Here is a 20,797-nt window from a genome sequence, read left to right on the forward strand (position 1 = left end):
GGACAAAAAATGAAACACATAATCGCAATTGTTAAACCATACTTACCTCTTTTGTTTGTACCGATTTTTATGCTCAATTATATAATTGAAGACTCACCGATTAAGTATTTTTATTTATTACTAGCAATTTGGTTTCTTTATAACTTTGTTAACGAGAAATTAGCAAATACAAATGAAAAAACAGAGAGCCTCGTATTAGGGTTACTAGATATCATAATTTACTCAATCCCTATTATAGCTACACTATGCGTATTCTTTTTTCCTGAGGCGAACTTTTTCTTACTCTTAATATTTTTACTAATGATTTGTTTTGACTTGTTCTTTAAGCTTACGAAAAAGAAGTTAAGTAGAAAACAGGACAATTTAATGGCAAAAAAGGGTGAAGGTGGTTCAAATACTAACTTTCTTTTACCTGCTCTATTAGCAGCTTGCTTAAATCTTGTTGTCGCATTATTTATCATTAACATTTGGCTAACTCCACAAATTTATATCGCTTCTCCTTTTTCGTTAAAAGTTCTTTTATATGGAGTAGCGGGTGCATTCATTCCATTAATATTTATATATCTAGGAGTTAAAATTGATTTGATTACAATCCCATTAAATAAATATACTGAAGGTTTGATTCGACTTACAAAAGTGCGGTGGGGACCTTTGTTTATTGCATTAAGTGCAGGGATTTCGGAGGAGCTTTTATTTCGAGGTGCAATTTTTGAACTATTATTACTTTATTTAGATGCTACAACCTCTATATTGTTGATCAGTATTATTTTTACATTACTTCATATACCACAATACAAAAATAATGTGGTTTATAATATCGTTGTTTTTGCACTAAGTATAGTATTTACAGTCATTTATTTATGGACTGAAAATATATGGGCACCTATTTTAGCTCATGCAATCTACAACTATTTTGTGTCTAAATGGATTCATTCGGGATTTATCAAAATAACAAATGACATGTAGTGAAGAATATGTGGATTTGATTAAGCTACTGTGTGGTTTTCAAGTAAAAGATAAGAACTATCGTGTATATCGTAACAAATAAAGGGTGAAAGGTGAGGAAGAATGAGGTCGATTCCAACGCAAGTACAAGCTGTTTTAGACGCTTACATTTCATTTTTTAATGAACAATTTCCTAGTATGCTCGAAGGCTTATATATCCATGGTTCTATCGCAATGAACGCTTACGTTAACAATTCCAGTGATATTGATTTTATAACTGTCTTAAATCGTTCATTTTCACAAGATGAAATGCTGCTGCTATCTGAACTACATAGTAAAATCGCAAATAAGTATAAATATCCAGAATTGGACGGTGTGTATATAAAGTGGGAGGAACTAGGAAAGCTTGATTCTAATGACAGAGATAATGTTTACTATAATAATGGGAAGTTAAGGTTGGGCCCTTACTTCAACTTTAACCCAATTACTTGGTCTGTTTATAAATCTGATGGTTTAACTGTGATAGGGCCCGAGATACAAACTCTGGAATTTACAGTGTCAAAAGATGATCTTGTCACGTATGTAATGGAAAATATGAATAGTTATTGGGCTCCTCATATACAAAAAATTGAAGGTTCTATTCATGACTTATTGAACCTTTCTACTAAAGAGATTGACACAGAGATTGAGTGGTCCGTTCTCGGTATATTGAGGCAATACTACACATTAAAAGAACATAAGATCATTTCAAAGCATGGAGCTGGTGAATATGCTCTACAGCACATTTCTGAGGAATGGCATAACATTATATGTGAAGCAATTAATATTCGTACAGGTGTTAAGGAGACATTATTTATGTCTGAGGAGCAGAGAATTGAAACTTTTTTAGCTTTTGCAAGATATCCCCTTAATGAATGTAAGCAAAAGCTGTTTGTGCGTTGATATATAACTAAAGTTCATATCATCTTGTCTCATTTAAAGTTATATATGTAAAATAAACAAGGGTGACTAATATTTAGTCACTCTTGTCATTTTACAACTCCTGTTCCATTAGCTTGTTTCCTTTACCTTGATAAAATGCTACTGTTTCTGCACTTACTTCACCAATCATTTTTTTCAGCTCAATTGCAAAATCTACATAAGCATGTCCTTGTGCTGTTAGGATATTATTTTCTCTAACTGTAGGTTGATAACGATAATAGTCTTCATCAAAACAACCTAAAAAATCTCTTTGTACTTTTTATAAAGTGACGGTATAAGGTTTATGATGTAAAACTTGCGCTTTTGGCAAAATAAACACACCACTGCATATAGCAGCTGTCGCCTTACCTTGTGCTACAAAATGATTGACCCATTCAAATAAATCATGTGCATCAGCGATCGATTTTAAATCTCCCCCAGGAATGATGAGTACATCATAATTATTAATATTAATGTCCTTAATAGTGAAGTCTGGAATTGTTGTTAATCCAGCCTCTGATTTACATGGAGTTCTTTCAAGTCCAAATGTATGTTACTCATGAGTGCTTTTTAACATAGAAATGGCAGACGCTATTTCGAATTCACAATATCCTTCAAAAAGTAATAATAGTGCTTTTTTTCTTGCCATAAATTGCATGCCTCCTCTGATAAATATAAATTCGCCAATAATTTCATAAATCCTATATTTTTGATTGTAGATTTTTGTAGAAAGACGGATAAACAGTTGAAATTGCCTCGAAAGTATGAGGGTTTGAACCATAAACAGTAAGAAATGGATAATTCCAAATAAAAAAGCAGCAAAAGAAGCATGCTTCTTTTGTTGCTTAACTTGTGCGTGATTTATTGTTTTTTGTCATCCGGGATTGGATCAATAATCGTTGCATCTTCTGAGTTAAGTGACACTTTTAGAAAATAAATATAAACACCTAGAGTTGAGAATAGAATGATTAAGAAACCAACCGTTTTTAGCCAAAGAGCCACCATGCCCATCCCCCCTTTGTACACTACTATGCTAACGTGTACAAAAACATTCATAGGGCATTGATGTGTACAAAAGCTTCAATGCCCTATGAAATAAAGCTAGAAACGATTATTAGATTGTAAGAGTGGATGGATATATTTTTTATCTGAAGTCGACGATCATAGTTTGTACAATCTTCTCGTCTATAAAAACAATGCTGTGTTATCTATATTGTGGGGGAGTATCCATATTGAGAGCGGTATAGGTATGTAGGAAACAAATAGTAAAGCAGTAATCCTTATTGCTTTACTATTTGTGCAAAACTGGCTGTTATCATTAAGCCTTTCTCAGGTTACCTAATTCTTCAACGATGGCTTGCATTTCATTAGGGCTGAATGAATTTTTTTTCATGACAAGCTCGTAAATCTCCTTAAGCTCCTCATACATTTCTTCGTCAAAATGGGATGACTTAATTGCCCCTAAATTAAGTACATTCAATTTTTCTTTAATTTGTTCAATCATATAGTTCACATTATCTACTGATTTTTGAGATAAATTCATCATGTCATCCTTTCAAAAATTACTATTGATATTATTGTAACATGTTTAACATAGGTAGGTGGCTTTAATTGTTTTTGGCCTACAGCTAATGCATTTTTAAATAAAATCCTGTTCGTACTAAAGAATTTTTGACATCTTCTCTTTTTTAAAAGGGTTCTTTTCATAAACTATGTTTTGCATATTTCACTTACTTTGAGTAACTGACGTGTAAAATAAGAATTTTATATTGGCGAAGAAAAGCTGTCCCGAACGTTAGTTATTTTCATTTTTAGCTCTTATTACGCAAAGCAACAATTACTTCAAAAACAGCCTGTACAAAGGCTCTTTTCGTAAACTTTGTTGCTCTTCACTTACTCGAGGAAAAGATGCCTCGAATGATGGTTATAATCTGTTTAGCTCTTACTACTGAAAGTAACAACTGGTACAATAACAGCTTTTTACAATGATAAAGCAATACAAAATGCCCCTTCTTATTTAGATAAGCATTGAAAAATATACCATTATAAATACTTTGTAAGGAAGAATAATTTTATATGAGCATTATAAATGAAACAAGAGTGACATTTTAAATTCTGTCTTTCATATCAAATCATATTTTGCTTATAATGGAGATGGAAAGATAAAGGAGTTGGAAAACATGATTCGAGTTTTATTTGTATGTTTAGGTAATATTTGTCGCTCGCCAATGGCAGAGGCTGTGTTCCGAGAAATAGTTAGCAAACAAGGTCTTGGTGATAAAATAACAATAGATTCTGCGGGCACTGGAAATTGGCACATAGGTAAGCCACCTCACGAAGGTACACAAGAGATCCTAACAGGTAAGGGGATTCCTTTCGAAGGTCTGAAAGCACGGCAGGTTGTTGAAAATGATTTAGAGAATTTTGATTATATTATCGGTATGGACTCTCAAAATATTGGAAACCTCCATAAGATGGCAGGGTACAATAAAACAGGTTTTATTGGAAGACTTCTTGATCTTGTTCCTGAAAGTGATGTAGATGATGTGCCAGACCCATATTTTACTGGGAATTTTGAAGAAGTATATGATTTAGTTGTCAAAGGCTGTGAGAATTTACTACAGATGATAAAAAATAAACATAATATTTAAATGGTGTAATAAAAGGGAGAGGTGAGCATGTCAGCGAATAATTTGTTCAAAGGAATGATGGCAGGAGCTTTTGTAGGTGGAGCAATTGCAATGCTAAACAAAGAAACAAGGAAAGAAGTTGTTACACAAGGAAGAAAAGCAGTGCATGCAACAGGAGAATTTCTAAAAGATCCTGCTACATTAGCAGTAAAAATTAAAGATCAAATACATACAGTGAGGACAACGATTGAAGAAATAGAAGAAGATGTATCGTTTGTTACGACTAAAGCCCATGAATTAAAACAATCAACTCCTCAAATGATAGAGGTAGTGAAGGATACGAAAGAGAAAGTTTTTAAAGATATGGAAGGATAAGTGGGTGTTCTAGATGGAGACTAAGCGGAGAATGAGTGTCGTCTTCTTTGTTAAGGAGCTTTTTAGGCGGTTTAATGATGATGATGTTATAGGTTTATCTGCTGAGTTGGCCTATTTTTTCTTGCTTTCATTGTTTCCTTTTTTAATTTTTTTAGTGACCTTACTTGCTTATTTACCTGTTTCACAAGAAGATGTTATGGAAGTATTTCAACAATTTGCTCCAGGTGAAACACTTGAAATGATTGAAGCAAATTTAAAGCTTATCGTAGGTTCGCAAAATAGCACACTTCTTTCATTTGGAATTATCGGGACAATATGGACAGCATCGATCGGGATGAATGCGGTCGTGAGAGCTTTTAACCGTGCGTATGAAGTGAATGAAAGTAGATCACCTCTCGTCGCTAGAGGTGTGTCGATTTTATTAACATTTGCTATGATTTTTGTAATTGTTGTTGCGTTATTACTACCTGTGTTTGGACAAAAAATTGGCTTGTTTATTTCAGCATCATTTGGATTTTCTATAGAATTTATGAATGCATGGAATGCGGTAAGGTGGATTCTGAGCTCTATTATCTTATTGGTTGTATTTTCTTTTCTTTATTTCATTGCACCTAATAAACGCTTGAAAATGAAGGAAGTTACAAGCGGGGCTATTTTTGCGACGGTTGGGTGGATTATTGTCTCTGTAGCTTTTTCTTATTACGTAGATAGTTTTGGCAATTACAGTTCCACGTATGGTAGTCTCGGCGGAATAATTGTATTAATGATATGGTTCTACTTAACTGGGATGACTATTATCGTGGGTGGAGAAATTAATGCGATCATTAATTGTCGTAGAATTGATTGTGATGAGTAATGGCTATCTTCTATAATTTACTATTATGGTTAGGGAAAAACAAGCCATATTAATTGATGATAAGTTTCTTATCATCTTGAGTTAGGAGGATTAAGTAATGACGAAAAAAACGAAAAAAGATGGAGATACAAAGCAAAAAAATCAACAAGCTGGATCAAACCCTAAGCATAAAACAAGCAGCAGTGCTAATGGCACAAACGGTTATCATTAACGAGAAAAGCGGAAGTATCTTGTTGCTTCTGGACAAGCAGTAGAGCAAATGCATCTGATGCTTTTATGCCATCGGATGTATTGCTAAGTGGTTCAGCAGTTACAAAAAAAGACAAACAAAAGGGTCTTGAATATACAACATTCAATGCCCTTTTACTTTTGTTACGCCTTTAGCAACCGCAGGCCGTTTAAGATAACTAATATTGTGCTTCCTTCGTGTCCGATTACACCAAGTGGTAAATTAACAACTTGGAGGAAGTTTGACAAAATTAATAGTGAAATAACTACGATTGAAAAAATGATATTGTGCTTTACGATACGATTCATTTTTTGCGATAGCTTGATTGTTTCCGCAATTTTTGACAGGTCGTTTTTCATGAGAACGACGTCTGCTGTTTCTAATGCGACATCTGTGCCTTCTCCCATAGCTACACCAACGTTTGCTGTAGCTAATGCCGGTGCGTCGTTGATTCCATCACCAACCATTGCTACATTGTTATATTTGTTTTTAAGTTGCTTTAAGTGTTCAACTTTCGCTTCTGGTAGACATCCAGCGATATAGTGATTTACCTGACATTCTTCTGCAATGGCCTTTGCCGTTTGTTCTCCATCTCCTGTTAACATTATCGTTTGAATACCAAGTGCTTTAAGACTTTGAATTGCTTTAATCGATTCGGCACGAACGGCGTCCTTTAGTGCAATAATTGCAGCGATTCCGTTAGAATCAGCTATAAAAACGACTGTATTGCCTTCGTCAGCCAATTGATTGGCAATACCACCGTGGAATTGTTCTGCTAATTTGCTGCCAACGAAGTCAGCTTTGCCAATTTTCCACATTTGGTTATTGTACACACCTTGTACGCCCCAACCTGCAACATCCTCTAAGCTATCAGGTTGACTAAGTGTACATTTATAAGTGCTTCTTGCGTAAGATACAATGGCTTGAGCTAGCGGATGGCTTGAATGACTTTCCAATGAAGCAGCTGCTGTAATTACATCCTCATGAAATAGACCATCTCGCACGAGTACTTTTGTTACAGTAGGTTTACCTCTCGTAAGTGTTCCTGTTTTATCAAAAGCAATTGCCTTGACCTCACTAAGTTTTTCTAAGTGAACGCCACCCTTGAATAAAATGCCCTTTTTTGCGCCATTTGAAATGGCAGATAGTGTAGCGGGCATGATCGATGCAACGAGTGCACATGGCGAAGCCACAACTAATAAGATCATTGCTCGATAAAATGTTTCAGTCCAGCTCCAATTAAATAAATAATGGGGTGCAAACATCATGATTAATACAGTGATTAACACAATTTTTACATATGTTCCTTCATACTTTTCAATAAAAAGCTGTGAAGGCGATTTTTCACTTTGTGCTGATTGAACAAGTCGAATGATTTTCTGAAATAAAGTATCTTCACTATGTTTGGTCATTTTTACAAGGATGGCACCACGTAAGTTGACTGTCCCAGCAAATACTTCGTCCCCGATATCCTTCGAAACAGGAATCGATTCACCAGTGATGGTAGCTTGATCAATGGACGTTTGCCCTTTTAGAACCTCTCCGTCAATTGGTATTCTATCACCAGGCTTAATTAAAATCGTATCACCAATTTGTAGTTCTGAGATGTGAACAGTTTTTTCTGAATCACCCACTAGTAATATCGCTTCTTCAGGCTGTAAATCCATTAAGGACGAAATCTCTCGATTACTTCTGTTCATCGTATATGTTTCTAATGCTCCACTAAGTGAGAATATGAAAATTAATACTGCGCCCTCCCACCAATAACCAATTGAAGCTGATCCGATAGCAGCAAAAACCATGAGCATTTCAACGTTCAACTCGCGGTTTTTAATGGTTTCTTCTATACCCTCTTTAGCTTTCGCAAAACCACCAATAAGAAACGCTAATATATATAAGGAAACTGAGAATGTTGGAATACTAAGTTTATCCATTAGCCATGCAACAAAAATGAGAACACCGGAGCTTAAAGCTGCAATTAATTCAATATGTGTTTGCAGTTTGTTAATAAATGTTTCAGTATGATCAGTTTTACACTCGATGTAAGTTGATTGGGTATTATCTTCTATTACTGCCTTTCCACTTGTTTCCATAAAATCTCTCCTCCTAATTATCTAATTGAGAAAAGGAATCAAAATCAATATCCCAATAAAATGACGAAAGCTGCCATCTATAGGGATAGCAGCACTCTTTATAATAATTTTAATTAAATATTTATTATATTTCTTATTTAATACTCTACCATACTATATGCATTAAGGAAAGAATATTGTGCTTAAAAAGCTCAAAATACTTGTATAAAATTTTAGATTAGATTATAACTAGGTAAGTGTACTTTAAAGGATCAAGGAGATGTATTGATTTGACAGCAGAACGTTTTTTTTCTCATAAATTAGGGATGATCGCTGCGGCAGCTGCAGCGACATTTTTGTGGGGGAGTGCTTTCCCATTCATTAAGCTTAGTTATGAAGAATTGAACATTCAACCTAATGAGATTGGTGAACAAATTTTATTCGCTGGTTACCGATTCATTTTGGCTTCATTAATGATTATGGTTTTTTACGTATTTATAAAACGAAATATCTTTTTGAAAAAGAGTACAATTAAGCCACTAGTTCATATTGGTTTGTATCAGACATTTTTCCAATATGTTTTGTTTTATATAGGATTAAGCTATTCAACGGGCATACAAGGGTCAATAATTGCAGGGACTACATCATTATTTCAAATGATATTTGCACATTTTATGTATAATGATGATTCATTAAATAGAAAAAAGGTAGTAGGGGTACTAGTTGGATTTACAGGTGTCATTTTAATAAATATAACTAGAGGTTCCTTTTCTTTTTCATTCGGCTTAGGTGAATTATTATTACTTCTTGCAATGGTTTCAGGTGCTTTTGGGAATTTAAAAGCGAGAAATGGCAGTTTTAGTATGGATGTTGGCTATTTAACAGCTTATCAAATGTTATTTGGATCGTTTGGTTTATTAGCTGTCGGGATGGTAATGGCAGGTATATTTCCATTTGAGTTTACAGTTAAGTCATTGTTCCTCTTGCTGTATTTAGCATTTTTATCTGCAGCTGGTTTTGTGCTTTGGAATAATGTCATGAAATATAATCAAGTCGGCAAGGTATCGATGTTCTTATTTCTTGTCCCTGTATTCGGTGTAATATTATCTAGTATACTATTACAAGAATCGATTCACTTTTTCGTTGTATTTGGATTGTTGTTTGTTACATCAGGAATTATTATCGTGAATCGACCTGATAGGAAGCGGCTAAAAAAGGTGAATGATCAAGTAAGTTAAGCCATGTACTAATTTTTTTGGAGCGTTAGAAGACTGCCAACTATTGCGTGTTTTCAAAAGTACTAATATGCAAAAATACACCTCGATGTTTAGTTATCGAGGTGTATTTTTTATAGTTAGACATGTTAATGGAATTTCGAATATAAATGGAATATTGTTAGTGGTTAAACACTTAATAAAACGAGGTATAGTGTTGATAAGCAGTAAACTATTATTCAGCGATTTCTTCAAATTGGTAGTAAGTAGTATTATAAATATGCTCAATTTCAGCGTCTGTCATGTAGATTAAGTGATCTCTATCCATACCTTTCATTTTTTCAATGAACTCAATCATATTTTTTCTTTCTTGTCTACTCATTTATATCCGCTCCTTTTTTTGATCTGTTTTAATACAGTGTATTATCTTTGTTTGTATTATATAACAGTTTAGCGAAAAAGTGCAAACATTTTTTTGATTTTTTTGAAAATAAATTAGTCTAATGAAAGTCAGTTCAAAACTGTATATAAATTATGCGGTTTCTTTCTATACTTTTCAGCTGGACTAAAGGAGAACAGGAAGGGGAGTTTAGTTGACGATCGTTGTTAAATTTAGTATTTGATGCAACAAAAGCTTTGTTAAACAGCTAAACCTCAACTATATAAGTTGAGGTTTAATTATTCTAGGTGTTGTCCCATGTCAATGCAGCAGAACAGAGACTCGTATCTAAAATAGTTATTTACTCATTCTCACTGGTTCACTTTCATGTATAGTAGGCTGTTTGCCAAAAAAAGTGACGATAAAAAATATGCTTAATAGCATGATGCTTATAATAGTGAAAAAGCTAGTGTTTTCGAAGAATTGTATAAATGTACCTCCAAGGATTGGGCCTGCTAAACTACCTACACTAAATGCTACACCACTTAGTAAATTTCCTGTTGGAAGTAGATTTTTTGGCATTAGATCTGTCATATAACTTATACCCATGGAAAAAGTAGACCCTACAAGCATACCTGCTATGAAAATGAACGTCGTTAGTAAAACGATAGATTGTTCGAAAAAGCTGGCACCAAAAAATGCTATAAAACCTAAAAAAAGAATGCACATTAAGATGTTTCTTCGACCAAATTTATCGCTTAGCATGCCTAGTGGTAGTTGGAACACAATACCCCCTATAGCGAAGGCGGTAAGTAGTACAGAAACACTGGCTACCTCTAATCCGATACGTAAACCGTAAACAGGGAAGCTACCATTTAAAGACGATTCTAGAAATCCGTAGCTTAATGGTGGTAAAAATGCAACCCAACCATATTTCCAAGCTTGACTAAAACGTTGAATCGTTTCTTTAAAAGAATTTGACTCGATATCTTGTTCAGGATAGTCATTATCTAGCATAAAAATGAATATCCATCCAATGAGACATAACAATGATGATACTACAAAAGGGAGTGTTTCATTAATTTTTACTAAAGGTGCTAATAATGGGCCAGTCGCAAATCCAAGGCCGAAAAATAAGCCGTATAAAGAAATATTTCTCCCTCTCTTTTTGGCTGAGGAAAACGAAGTTATCCACGTTTGGGTTGCAAAGTGTAGTGCATGATCACCTATGCCAATAAAAAGACGTAAAATAAACCAAAACCAAAATGATTTCCAGAGAGGAAATAGCGCGAGAGATACGATCACTATGAGTCCGCCAATGATAATAACAGGTTTATAGCCAAACCTTCTTAAGGGCTGCTCCATAAACGGAGATATAAGAAGTATGCCAATATAAAGCGCAGTTGCGTTTAAGCCATTTAAAGACGAACTAACCCCGTCATTTTCAAAAATAATAGCTATAAGTGGTAGTAGCATACCTTGTGAAAAACCAGAAATCATAACAATACTAACTAGTATCCAAAATCGAAATTTATTTTTATCCATTGTATTACCTCTATTTCTAACGATGTTGATAAAATGCACCCGATAAAGATCGTACAAATAAATGAAGAGATATACAAGGGTTTTTCAGAAATAACATCATTTGTTATATTTATTTTTTCTAAGCGGTGATACACCCTTAACTGTTTGTATAAATAAGACGAGGAATTAGTAATAATTTCTCAATGCTTAAGTGAAAAATATATGTAGTATCAATGAGAGTATGGTTAGTAAAATGTTTCCTTATTTTACTAATAATAATTATAGCTATAAACAGAAAGGTTTGAGGAAATGAATAAAATATTTTTTCTCCTAGTAGCTACTGGTATCCCACTATCCGTTGTTGGTAGTCTATTGCATTGGTCACCTGTGATAATGTTCGTTATTTACAATATTACCATTATAGCTTTAGCTAGCTACATGGGGAGAGCAACAGAAAGTATTGCTATCGTTAGTGGACCACGTATAGGTGGACTTTTAAATGCCACATTTGGAAATGCAGTTGAGCTAATCATTTCAATCTTTGCTTTAAAAGCGGGTCTTATTGGTGTTGTATTAGCTTCGTTAACTGGATCCGTTATTGGGAACTTACTACTTGTAGGCGGATTATCTTTTTTTGTTGGAGGCTTAAAATTTAAGCGTCAAGAGTTTAACGCATACGATGCTCGTCACAATGCAGGGCTACTAATGTTTGCTGTTATTGTTGCGTTTGTAATCCCTGAAGTTTTTTCAATGGAAATGACTGAAAGCCAAACGCTAGCTTTAAGTATTGGGATATCAATTATTTTAATGGCATTATACATAGCTGCACTATATTTTAGACTTGTCTCACACCGTGGGGTTTATCAGCATAGCTCGGATGAGGTAGAAGAACACGAGGAACCCGAATGGTCGAAAAAGGTAGCCATCACAGTTTTAGCACTAGCAACTGCTGCAGTTGCTTACGTATCAGAAAACCTTGTTCACACATTTGAAATAGTAGGTGAAACGTTTGGTTGGAGCGAGTTGTTCATCGGGGTTATTATTGTTGCAATCGTAGGGAATGCGGCTGAACACGCCTCTGCAATTATTATGGCGTATAAAAATAAAATGAATATCGCTGTAGAAATTGCAGTCGGGTCGACCTTACAAATTGCCATGTTTGTTGCACCACTACTTGTACTTATATCATTATTCTTCCCGACAAAAATGGCTCTTGTGTTTACTCTACCTGAGCTCATAGCCATGGCTTCTTCAGTATTCTTAACAATTGTTCTGACAAACGATGGAGATACAAACTGGTTTGAAGGTGCAACACTTTTAGCAGCATATATCATTATGGGAATTGGCTTTTACTTATTATAAGGCTTTTTCCGAAAATGTTGTTGCTATTCGTATTAAATTAGTAACGCAAGGAGTGGTTTGTCGTTGTTTTACAGACGAAAAGATGGCACAAGTTTCGAACTATGCGAATAAAAAAACTTGTCCATATTAATAGGAATTTAAATGTTTTGAGTTTAAAGTCATATTAAAAGGGTGCCATCAATGTATCTGATTTACCTATCATTTTTCCTTAAAAATAGGTAATGGTGTCAGACGTTATTGTTGAAGCACCCTTAATTTTTTATGTTCAGGAAATGGTATTGTAAAATAAATATATTTCCAGTCGTTTTTATCTACTTAAATTCAAAGTAATTATCACCTAGCTACATTCACACAAACTCACTTGTCGTATTTCGTACCTTTTTTAAAGTAGTCACTGCGATGATTCTACTCGATACGCATACCTCCTTATGTGTTGTATGATGCTTTCTAGATCCCTCCTTTTTGGTAAGTATAGTTCAATTATATTCAATATTTATTTGAATATTCTGTTTATTATATTCTTTTTTTAGTTCTTTTCGAATCTATATTAGTTTCGTGTAGGTTTATTAGTAAGTAAAACAACAGCCATTGTGAAAATAATCTTCATGTTGAACTTAGTAAATATATTTTTGAAGAAAAATATGCAAATTGATGTAATTAAGTTGGATAATCTATAGTCGGTTCGAAAAAACTAATGAAAAGATTATGTGTTTGAAAGGAGTAATTGCAAATGAAACGTATATCACAGTTTATTGTATTATTATTCTTTATGTCTTTAATAAATCCGAATGTCATTACAGCAGAGGAAAAGAAAAAAGCAGCAAAGAATCAATATGTCATACCTGATTCTGTTGTAAATATTTCAAAAGAAAATACTTACCCAAACCCAACGGAAGATTTACCATACTTGGAGCCAAGTGAACTTGCTAAGAAGCTTATTGAAACATCAAATGTAACAATAGAAAATCCGGATCTCATACGTATTTTAAATGAGTCATCTATAGGGAACGCACCGCATGCAATAGGGTATCGTGCAACGATTTTTTTAGGTGAGTGGCCTTTGAATTATGAATCACAAGAAACGACAACAAACTGGGAATACCAAAAAATTAATACTAATTATTTTGATAATAGAGGAGGAGAAGCACCTCAAAAAATATTTTACACACAGGATACCCAAAAGGTAGTGAAGGGAGGTTTAACTTCAACTGTCCCAAATGAAGAGGATGTAAAAAAGATGATGCTGTTAAAATCAATGGATAAAACTAAATTGCAATTATCGTTTCAAACGATTGTTGGCTTAGGTACAAAAAAAGAGCAAGTTTATAATATACCTCCAAAGAAAGTAGGCTATTTATATTCACACTCACCAGCTGTGAATGAAAAAGGTAAAGTGACCTATGGTGAAGTATATTTAGTGTTAAGGGGTAACAGTAAGAGAATTGAGGTCAAAAATGTAACTTCTCAAGGGATAGGTGCTTGGATTCCTGTCCAAGATCATGTATCATTCTCCTTTGTTACAACAAATCACCCGAAATAAGTAAAGAGCGCTATTACGACTTTAGTGTAATGGCGCTCTTTGTTGTTATTGAAAGAATGTATTGCATTTATTGGTATAAACTAAGCATCCTTGGCTTCTAAAATCCCAAAATTACTCATTGCTGTTCTAAATTAGTTTCAATGGCAACAAAGCTTTAAAAAAGAGTCTATTGAAATTGTCTCGTGCTTGTCTCGTCGTTCATTTCTTGGTTGTTTTGTACAATTAATTGGCCTTCAGCCATTAAAATATCATGGTCATACATAGCTTGGGCAACAATTCGTCTAGTCTCTTTCGCTGCAGTCCAGTAGTGTGCGTCATCCACTAAGCCGATAATTGTATACTCATAGCCGCGAAAGCCAGCATTTAGGGACGTCATGCCATATACCTGAAAAGGTTCAAGGACTTGTTCATTGTTCGTCTTTAAATAAGCTTGTAAAGAATCATTTAATTCAACACAAGTTTGTTCTAGCAGTTTGAATACATCATCCGGATTTTCTCTAAAACTAACGACAACGCGTTCGATGACACGCATATTTTCAATATTATAGTTCTGGATTTGTTGAATTTCGCCATTGCTTATAGTAAGTAGCTTGCCACTCCATTCACGCACCTTCAGGAACCTAAGGCCGATCTCTTCTACCGTACCATTATAAGTGTTATTGACTGTGATAAAATCACCTTTATCTAGTTGTTTCTCATATAAAAGGAACACACCTGACAACACATCCTTTATTAGCCCTTGTGCGCCTAAACCGAGTATGATTCCTGCTACCCCAGCTCCAGCTAGCAGCTTTTCAGCTTCAATGTCAAAAAGCTCATCAAGTGTATATATTATAAAAGCAAATGTAGCTACGTATTTCGTAACTGAACGAACCATACTTTCAATTGTTTGTTCTTTGCGCTCTTCAAAAAAATGTGTTCTCTTAAAAAAGTTGTGAACCATTCTGTTAATAATGAGGATAGCTATCCACACGATAAGCCCAAAACGGATGACTTTAGTTATTTCATGCTGCCATACTGTATTTAATATGTCTAAAGTAGTTTGCATCATTTATCAACACTTTCTGTGATATTAATTTTCAACATTTATATATACAATAACGATTAATCTTAAGTTTTTCAATAGAAACTGCTAAGCTTCGCTTCTTACTAATTTCGTTTCTTTTGCTAGAAAGTCGGTGTCTTTGTAATAACGATCCTTTACTAATAAATTGGGACCAAGACACATTACAGCAGGACAGTGGCAGCTTACCATTTTTGCTAAAGGAGATTGCGTCCAAAGCTGATAAGATTCTAATAAAGAATTCGATTGTATATTCCCTAATGGGGGGGCATCACCGAAATCTGTGACAATGACTTCACCAGTAAATATGTTTACATTTAATCGAGAACGACCGTCAGGATCATTTCTTACGGATACTTTTTTACTCTCATATAGACGTCTTAGCAAGATGAGATCTTCATCTTTATCACTGCAAGGGTAAAAAGGTAGTGTGCCAAAAAGCATCCATGTATTTTCATCACGTACGTCAAGTAAGTGATGAAGGGCTTCTCGGAGTTCATCTAATGAGAGAACTTCTAAGTGACTAGCAAAATCGCTCGGATACATCGGATGAATCTCGTGACGTGCACAGAGCATATCATTGACAACTTGATGGTGGATCTTTTCTATATAAGGGAGAGTCCTTTTGTTTAACATCGTTTCTGCAGAGACCATAACGCCCTCTTTTGACAATGCTCGGCTATTTTCGATAATTTGGTTAAAATACTTTTCCCGTTGTTTAAACGTTGGCTTGCGCTCCATCATCGCAAAACCACCCTCAGCAAATTCTTCAACCGTTCCCCAGTTGTGTGATATGTGAAGTACGTCTAAATATGGAATGATTTGTTCATATTTACTTAAATGAACTGTAAGGTTTGAGTTCAATTGTGTGCGCACACCACGATCATGAGCGTATTTTAATAACGGTTTAACATATCCATCAACTGAGGATGAAGATAGCATTGGCTCACCACCAGTAATACTTATGGAGCGTAAATGTGGAATCTCATCTAGCCTCGTTAATAATAGATCAAGGGCCAATGGATGAGGATCCTTTGATTGTAACGTATAGCCGACTGCACAGTGCTCGCAGCGCATATTACATAAAGTTGTCGTAGTGAATTCAATATTTGTTAATTCTAGTTGACCTAACTCCTCAACATCTGTGTATGCCTCCCACGGATCATTTGAGGGGGAAATTAACTTTTTTTGTTTTGTTGTGCTCATGTTTAACTCCTTAACGGTTGTTTTTGACTAAGGCTCTTTTCGTAATCTTTGTTGCTAATTTTATTAATAATGGACAATATGATGAGTATTATGAGAGCTCAATAATTCTATAAGTAGAAAAGATGCCACGAACCCTAGTTGACTACGTGCTTATATCTTTGAACGAAAAGCAACAATCAATGCGAAAACAGCTTTGATTGAACAATAACCTTCGATAATTATGTAGAATGATGGGGGATGTTGTCAAATGGTTGTGAATTCGTTACGATAATAGAGAGAAAGGGGCGAGTTTGTTGGATAACACATCAAATGGCAATCACTCACAAATAATATATTTGAAGGATCGATTAAATATGTTTTTAGAGACGATCGACTCATTAGATCCAAAAGAAACAAAGCTTGAAGATATTGATCGTTTAATACAGATGATTGATGAAATTGAAGATAAATGTGAACAAATAAAAGATCATAAATAAGGACTCTTTTCGTAAACTTTGTTGTGTTTTGTATCTTACATTGAGTAACTGATGTGTATGATATGTATGAAAAGATACCTTGAACGTTAGTTATATTCATGTTTAGGTCTTATTACGAAAAGCAACAATTAATGGGAAACAGCCTAAATAAATGGTTTGTTAATCAGGTGTGGAATACTCTACACCTGATTTTTACTTATACAGTAAATGGGAGTTAGTTTGGTCTAGTATTTATGGAGGGGAACATAGAATAAGAATATGGAGCTTATGATTCAAATTTCTCGTTTTTTTAAATGGCTTCGATATATAATAATTACGGAGGTGTTGTTGTGATGAAAACTGCATTAGTATTCGGAGGAACACGTTTTTTTGGAGTGAATTTAGTTAATGAATTACTAAAGAAGGGCTTTCAAGTAACTGTTGCAACGAGACAAAATAGTACAATTCCATTCGGTGATGAAGTGAAAAAATTAAAGGTAGATCGCTTTGATAAGCAGTCAGTAATAACTGCGGTACAAAATAGTAAATGGGATATTGTATTTGATCAAATATGCTATAATGCACAGGGTGCAGAAATTACCATTGAAGCTTTAAAAGGTAAGGTAGGTAAATACGTATTTACATCAACGATGTCAGTTTATGACTATGGTGTGGATATGACAGAAGATGTGTTTGATCCATATACATATGAAATTAACCATATTCCTACTGACGAAATATCCTACCAGGAAGGTAAACGACAAGCAGAGGCTGCTTTTTTTCAACATGCTTCTTTTCCAGTTGTAGCAGTTCGTATTCCGATTGTGTTGGGGGAGCATGATTATACAGAACGTTTGAAGCTTCATATTGACAAAGTGAAAAAACAAGAACCAATATACTTCCCTAATCTCGAGGTAGGAATGGGCTTTATTAACCAACAGGAGGCAGGGGACTTTATTGCATGGACGGGTACCCAAGATTTTGCAGGACCTATCAATGCTTGTGCTGATGGAACGATTTCGATGGATGCATTGATGGAGCTTATTGAGAAAGAAATCGGCAAAAATGCTGTGCTTTCTAAAGAATCCACAAAAGACGATCACTCTCCATATGGAATTGATGAAACATGGACAATCTCTACTGATAAAGCAAAAGGGTTAGGATTTACATTCACTAATCTATATCAGTGGTTACCAAATTTAATAAAAACAATTGCTAATGAGAAATAAATATTAACATTGAAGGTCAGAGATCATGGCTATTTATCTTCATCCTTAGGTATGTAGTTGTAAATTTATCTGCCCTTTTTAATTTGTTTTTTTTCTCACTCATATCAGCAAAGCGATGTTATCTGTGAGAAGAAAAGGATATGTTTAAATATGACAATAAATGCGATAAAAAGTCTCTCAAAATGATTGCTATTAGTAAGACAATTACTATATTTAATTGAAGGATCATTTCATATAATTGAAAATTACGTTAAAATGTTGTTTAGAAATAATAGGAGAGATGAAATTGGATAATATAAAGAAAGAAAAAATAAAAACTTGGTTAATCGTTGCTCTGATACTTTCGCTTGTAGGTTCATTCGTTCTTTTTTTCATAGGTTATTATACGATTGGGTTTGTGGTAGGTGGAGTGTTTATGGTTTTGGCTACTCTGTTAGGTCAGTGGTCTTCTCACAAGAATGCAGATTATATACACAGAAATATTTATAATAACAAATAATAATTGCGTTTGGGTTTATTCCAAGCGCTTATTCTAGTCTACTTAATCTTTTGACTATGTAAAGAAAAGGGTTAATTACACATAAAGATTCGAAAAAATTGGAACTTTAAAAAAATCGATTTTGAGCCTGCTGAAATCATATTATATCAACTATCCAAAAATCAACGATCTATACTAGAACAGCCTTTAAACTATTTTATTGTTTGTTGTGTTTTTATTATAGTAACTTATGTTCCCGCCAACCGATTTCCTTTACCTTTTTTGAGGATTTATAGCATTCTTTACATAAATAATTTCCTGGTATGAGAAAAGGTACCCAACAAAAGAATACCGTTTGGGAATATTAATAGCAACATAGCAATTGGTAATTTTATTCTAAATAGTTCTTTTTTTACCCTATCTGTAGCAATGTATACAAAGCTTCAACTTATTGATTCCTCCTCAAACCACTGTAAATCGATTGTTCTTTATTAAAATAATGAAGTTTTTCGTGTCCAACACCTTAGCTTTAATAACAAATTTCACCATAGGATTCAAAAAAAATATAGCATTATCTTCCTATTTGGCAATGTGAAAAAGAAATCGCTTTCGAAAATAATATTGTAGGAGTATAATTTAATTGTGAAAAATAAGACAACTTCATTTTAGCGGAATATAAGGGGGATTTTGTATGGAGAAGCTTCAAGAAAGTATGTATAAGCTTATCGTTGAAACATCTACCAACTTACCAAAGGATGTCCGTATTGCTATTGCGAAAGCGAAAAAACGTGAAAATGCGGGTACACGAGCTGCTATGTCATTAGGAACGATTACAAACAATATTTCTATGGCGGATGAAAATGTATCACCTATTTGTCAAGATACTGGTTTGCCAACATTTAAAATTAAAACGCCTGTAGCGGTAAATCAGTTAAAGGTAAAGGATGCAATTTATAGTGCTATTGCACAAGCTACAAAGGATGGCAAACTACGTCCTAATTCTGTTGATTCCTTAACTGGAGCCAACAGTGGTGATAATTTAGGTATAGGCACTCCGGTAATTAAGTTTGAACAATGGGAGAAAGATTATATTGATGTACGACTAATTTTAAAAGGCGGAGGCTGTGAAAACAAAAATATTCAGTATAGCTTGCCATGTGAACTAGAGGGGCTTGGTCGTGCAGGGCGTGATTTAGACGGAATTAGAAAATGTATCATGCATTCAGTATATCAAGCGCAAGGGCAAGGATGTAGTGCTGGTTTTATCGGTGTTGGAATCGGAGGAGATCGTACGAGTGGTTATGAGCTAGCTAAAGAGCAGCTTTTCCGTACGGTTGATGATGTAAACCCTAACGAAGATTTGAGTAAACTTGAAGAATACGTGATGGAAAATGCAAATAAGCTCGGTATTGGTACAATGGGTTTTGGTGGAGAAACAACGCTTCTCGGCTGTAAAGTGGGTGTCATAAACCGAATTCCAGCAAGCTTTTTTGTATCAGTAGCGTACAACTGCTGGGCATACAGACGCTTAGGTATGACTGTAAATCCAGAAACAGGCGAGATTAATGAATGGTTGTATCAGGACGGAGAAAAAGTAGATTTTGCTAATGACGCAAATAAAGCTGACGAGGAATCGGAAACACGCGAAGTTGTATTACAAGCACCGATAACGGAAGAACAAATCCGTGAATTAAAAGTGGGAGATGTCGTTCATATTAATGGCATGATGTACACTGGGCGCGATGCGATTCATAAATATTTAACTGACCACGATGCGCCAGTAGATTTGGACGGACAAATTATTTATCATTGTGGACCAGTTATGTTGAAAGATGAAGAAGGTAGTTGGCATGTAAAAGCAGCAGGTCCTACTACATCAATTCGCGAAGAGCCGTATCAAGGTGATATTATGAAGAAGTTTGGTGTCCGTGCAGTTATTGGGAAAGGTGGTATGGGACCAAAAACACTTGCAGCTTTAGAAGAGCATGGCGGCGTTTATTTAAATGCTATAGGTGGTGCAGCACAGTATTATGCTGATTGTATTAAATCAGTTGAGGGAGTTGACCTCATGGAGTTTGGCATTCCTGAAGCAATGTGGCACCTGCAAGTTGAAGGGTTTACTGCTGTAGTAACGATGGATTCTCACGGCAACAGTTTACACGAAGATGTTGATAAATCATCTTTAGAAAAGCTAGCGACATTTAAAGATCCTGTTTTTAAATAGGATATATACACGATTTCTCAAAGGATCATTAGTAATTGCTAGTGATCCTTTGTTAT

General features: G+C 34.6%; 19 protein-coding genes and 1 pseudogene. 12 read left to right on the plus strand and 8 right to left on the minus strand.

Annotated features, from left to right (window positions below; genetic code table 11):
- Window positions 1-9: 9 nt before the first annotated feature.
- A complete protein-coding gene (locus SLH52_RS08970; RefSeq protein ID WP_320208925.1) occupies window positions 10-966 on the plus strand; it encodes a CPBP family intramembrane glutamic endopeptidase in 957 nt (318 codons plus the stop codon).
- 102 nt (window positions 967-1,068) lie between these two features.
- Window positions 1,069-1,887, plus strand: a complete 819-nt coding sequence (locus tag SLH52_RS08975) for an aminoglycoside adenylyltransferase domain-containing protein (protein WP_320208926.1) — start codon at window positions 1,069-1,071, stop codon at window positions 1,885-1,887.
- 298 nt (window positions 1,888-2,185) lie between these two features.
- Here the strand turns inward: SLH52_RS08975 and SLH52_RS23350 are convergent.
- From SLH52_RS23350 to SLH52_RS08985, 3 genes and pseudogenes are all read right to left on the minus strand, one after another.
- Window positions 2,186-2,437, minus strand: a pseudogene (locus SLH52_RS23350) (DJ-1/PfpI family protein); the annotation flags it as partial.
- Window positions 2,438-2,766: 329 nt separating this feature from the next.
- On the minus strand, window positions 2,767-2,910 hold the full coding sequence (locus SLH52_RS08980; RefSeq protein ID WP_320208927.1) for a hypothetical protein: 144 nt from the start codon (window positions 2,908-2,910) through the stop codon (window positions 2,767-2,769).
- Between the two features lie 313 nt (window positions 2,911-3,223).
- On the minus strand, window positions 3,224-3,448 hold the full coding sequence (locus SLH52_RS08985) for a DUF1128 domain-containing protein (protein ID WP_320208928.1): 225 nt from the start codon (window positions 3,446-3,448) through the stop codon (window positions 3,224-3,226).
- 637 nt (window positions 3,449-4,085) lie between these two features.
- Here SLH52_RS08985 and SLH52_RS08990 point away from each other — a divergent pair.
- From SLH52_RS08990 to SLH52_RS09000, 3 genes are read left to right on the plus strand one after another with little or no spacing between them, the layout of a single operon-like run.
- Window positions 4,086-4,556 (plus strand): low molecular weight protein-tyrosine-phosphatase, encoded by a 471-nt coding sequence (locus SLH52_RS08990; protein WP_320208929.1) that lies wholly within the window; start codon window positions 4,086-4,088, stop codon window positions 4,554-4,556.
- Window positions 4,557-4,583: 27 nt separating this feature from the next.
- Window positions 4,584-4,910 carry a YtxH domain-containing protein gene (locus SLH52_RS08995; RefSeq protein WP_320208930.1) on the plus strand — a complete coding sequence of 109 codons (327 nt, stop codon included), beginning with the start codon at window positions 4,584-4,586 and terminating at the stop codon, window positions 4,908-4,910.
- 13 nt (window positions 4,911-4,923) lie between these two features.
- On the plus strand, window positions 4,924-5,766 hold the full coding sequence (locus tag SLH52_RS09000) for a YihY/virulence factor BrkB family protein (RefSeq protein ID WP_320208931.1): 843 nt from the start codon (window positions 4,924-4,926) through the stop codon (window positions 5,764-5,766).
- 372 nt (window positions 5,767-6,138) lie between these two features.
- Here the strand turns inward: SLH52_RS09000 and SLH52_RS09005 are convergent, their stop codons facing one another.
- The gene (locus SLH52_RS09005; RefSeq protein WP_320208932.1) at window positions 6,139-8,088 is read right to left on the minus strand and encodes a heavy metal translocating P-type ATPase; all 1,950 of its coding nucleotides are present in this window, start codon (window positions 8,086-8,088) and stop codon (window positions 6,139-6,141) included.
- Between the two features lie 269 nt (window positions 8,089-8,357).
- Here SLH52_RS09005 and SLH52_RS09010 point away from each other — a divergent pair, with 269 nt between their 5' ends.
- Entirely contained in the window at window positions 8,358-9,305 is a 948-nt protein-coding gene (locus SLH52_RS09010) for a DMT family transporter (RefSeq protein ID WP_320208933.1), read from the plus strand.
- Window positions 9,306-9,516: 211 nt separating this feature from the next.
- Here the strand turns inward: SLH52_RS09010 and SLH52_RS09015 are convergent, their stop codons facing one another.
- Both SLH52_RS09015 and SLH52_RS09020 read right to left on the minus strand, forming a co-directional pair.
- The gene (locus tag SLH52_RS09015; RefSeq protein WP_214480668.1) at window positions 9,517-9,663 is read right to left on the minus strand and encodes a BH0509 family protein; all 147 of its coding nucleotides are present in this window, start codon (window positions 9,661-9,663) and stop codon (window positions 9,517-9,519) included.
- 354 nt (window positions 9,664-10,017) lie between these two features.
- Entirely contained in the window at window positions 10,018-11,205 is a 1,188-nt protein-coding gene (locus SLH52_RS09020) for an MFS transporter (protein WP_320208934.1), read from the minus strand.
- A 288-nt stretch (window positions 11,206-11,493) separates the two neighbouring features.
- Here SLH52_RS09020 and cax point away from each other — a divergent pair, with 288 nt between their 5' ends.
- Complete coding sequence (cax, locus tag SLH52_RS09025; RefSeq protein WP_320208935.1) at window positions 11,494-12,546, plus strand: calcium/proton exchanger; 1,053 nt, start codon at window positions 11,494-11,496, stop codon at window positions 12,544-12,546.
- Window positions 12,547-13,276: 730 nt separating this feature from the next.
- Window positions 13,277-14,086: a YfkD family protein gene (locus SLH52_RS09030; protein ID WP_320208936.1), complete on the plus strand. Its 810-nt coding sequence runs from the start codon at window positions 13,277-13,279 to the stop codon at window positions 14,084-14,086.
- A 166-nt stretch (window positions 14,087-14,252) separates the two neighbouring features.
- Here SLH52_RS09030 and SLH52_RS09035 read toward each other — a convergent pair whose 3' ends face one another.
- Complete coding sequence (locus tag SLH52_RS09035) at window positions 14,253-15,134, minus strand: mechanosensitive ion channel family protein (RefSeq protein WP_320209099.1); 882 nt, start codon at window positions 15,132-15,134, stop codon at window positions 14,253-14,255.
- Window positions 15,135-15,218: 84 nt separating this feature from the next.
- On the minus strand, window positions 15,219-16,355 hold the full coding sequence (gene yfkAB, locus SLH52_RS09040; protein WP_320208937.1) for a radical SAM/CxCxxxxC motif protein YfkAB: 1,137 nt from the start codon (window positions 16,353-16,355) through the stop codon (window positions 15,219-15,221).
- Window positions 16,356-16,648: 293 nt separating this feature from the next.
- Between yfkAB and SLH52_RS09045 the strand changes: the two genes are divergently transcribed.
- From SLH52_RS09045 to SLH52_RS09060, 4 genes are all read left to right on the plus strand, one after another.
- Entirely contained in the window at window positions 16,649-16,831 is a 183-nt protein-coding gene (locus tag SLH52_RS09045; protein ID WP_320208938.1) for an SE1561 family protein, read from the plus strand.
- A gap of 332 nt (window positions 16,832-17,163) precedes the next feature.
- The gene (locus SLH52_RS09050) at window positions 17,164-18,039 is read left to right on the plus strand and encodes an NAD-dependent epimerase/dehydratase family protein (RefSeq protein ID WP_320208939.1); all 876 of its coding nucleotides are present in this window, start codon (window positions 17,164-17,166) and stop codon (window positions 18,037-18,039) included.
- Between the two features lie 286 nt (window positions 18,040-18,325).
- Window positions 18,326-18,538, plus strand: coding sequence for a hypothetical protein (locus tag SLH52_RS09055; RefSeq protein WP_320208940.1), 213 nt, complete (start codon window positions 18,326-18,328; stop codon window positions 18,536-18,538).
- 670 nt (window positions 18,539-19,208) lie between these two features.
- Window positions 19,209-20,741 (plus strand): fumarate hydratase, encoded by a 1,533-nt coding sequence (locus SLH52_RS09060; protein ID WP_320208941.1) that lies wholly within the window; start codon window positions 19,209-19,211, stop codon window positions 20,739-20,741.
- Window positions 20,742-20,797 lie beyond the last annotated feature (56 nt).

This window comes from Cytobacillus sp. IB215665 (assembly GCF_033963835.1).
GTDB lineage: Bacteria > Bacillota > Bacilli > Bacillales > SM2101 > Nanhaiella.

Excerpts from the sequence above, each read along its gene's own strand:
- SLH52_RS08970 (WP_320208925.1), top strand. The coding sequence starts at position 10 with ATGAAACACATAATCGCAATTGTTAAACCATACTTACCTCTTTTGTTT.
- SLH52_RS08975 (WP_320208926.1), top strand. The coding sequence starts at position 1,069 with ATGAGGTCGATTCCAACGCAAGTACAAGCTGTTTTAGACGCTTACATT.
- SLH52_RS08980 (WP_320208927.1), bottom strand. The coding sequence starts at position 2,910 with ATGGTGGCTCTTTGGCTAAAAACGGTTGGTTTCTTAATCATTCTATTC.
- SLH52_RS08985 (WP_320208928.1), bottom strand. The coding sequence starts at position 3,448 with ATGAATTTATCTCAAAAATCAGTAGATAATGTGAACTATATGATTGAA.
- SLH52_RS08990 (WP_320208929.1), top strand. The coding sequence starts at position 4,086 with ATGATTCGAGTTTTATTTGTATGTTTAGGTAATATTTGTCGCTCGCCA.
- SLH52_RS08995 (WP_320208930.1), top strand. The coding sequence starts at position 4,584 with ATGTCAGCGAATAATTTGTTCAAAGGAATGATGGCAGGAGCTTTTGTA.
- SLH52_RS09000 (WP_320208931.1), top strand. The coding sequence starts at position 4,924 with ATGGAGACTAAGCGGAGAATGAGTGTCGTCTTCTTTGTTAAGGAGCTT.
- SLH52_RS09005 (WP_320208932.1), bottom strand. The coding sequence starts at position 8,088 with ATGGAAACAAGTGGAAAGGCAGTAATAGAAGATAATACCCAATCAACT.
- SLH52_RS09015 (WP_214480668.1), bottom strand. The coding sequence starts at position 9,663 with ATGAGTAGACAAGAAAGAAAAAATATGATTGAGTTCATTGAAAAAATG.
- SLH52_RS09020 (WP_320208934.1), bottom strand. The coding sequence starts at position 11,205 with ATGGATAAAAATAAATTTCGATTTTGGATACTAGTTAGTATTGTTATG.
- cax (WP_320208935.1), top strand. The coding sequence starts at position 11,494 with ATGAATAAAATATTTTTTCTCCTAGTAGCTACTGGTATCCCACTATCC.
- SLH52_RS09030 (WP_320208936.1), top strand. The coding sequence starts at position 13,277 with ATGAAACGTATATCACAGTTTATTGTATTATTATTCTTTATGTCTTTA.
- SLH52_RS09035 (WP_320209099.1), bottom strand. The coding sequence starts at position 15,134 with ATGCAAACTACTTTAGACATATTAAATACAGTATGGCAGCATGAAATA.
- yfkAB (WP_320208937.1), bottom strand. The coding sequence starts at position 16,355 with ATGAGCACAACAAAACAAAAAAAGTTAATTTCCCCCTCAAATGATCCG.
- SLH52_RS09050 (WP_320208939.1), top strand. The coding sequence starts at position 17,164 with ATGAAAACTGCATTAGTATTCGGAGGAACACGTTTTTTTGGAGTGAAT.
- SLH52_RS09060 (WP_320208941.1), top strand. The coding sequence starts at position 19,209 with ATGGAGAAGCTTCAAGAAAGTATGTATAAGCTTATCGTTGAAACATCT.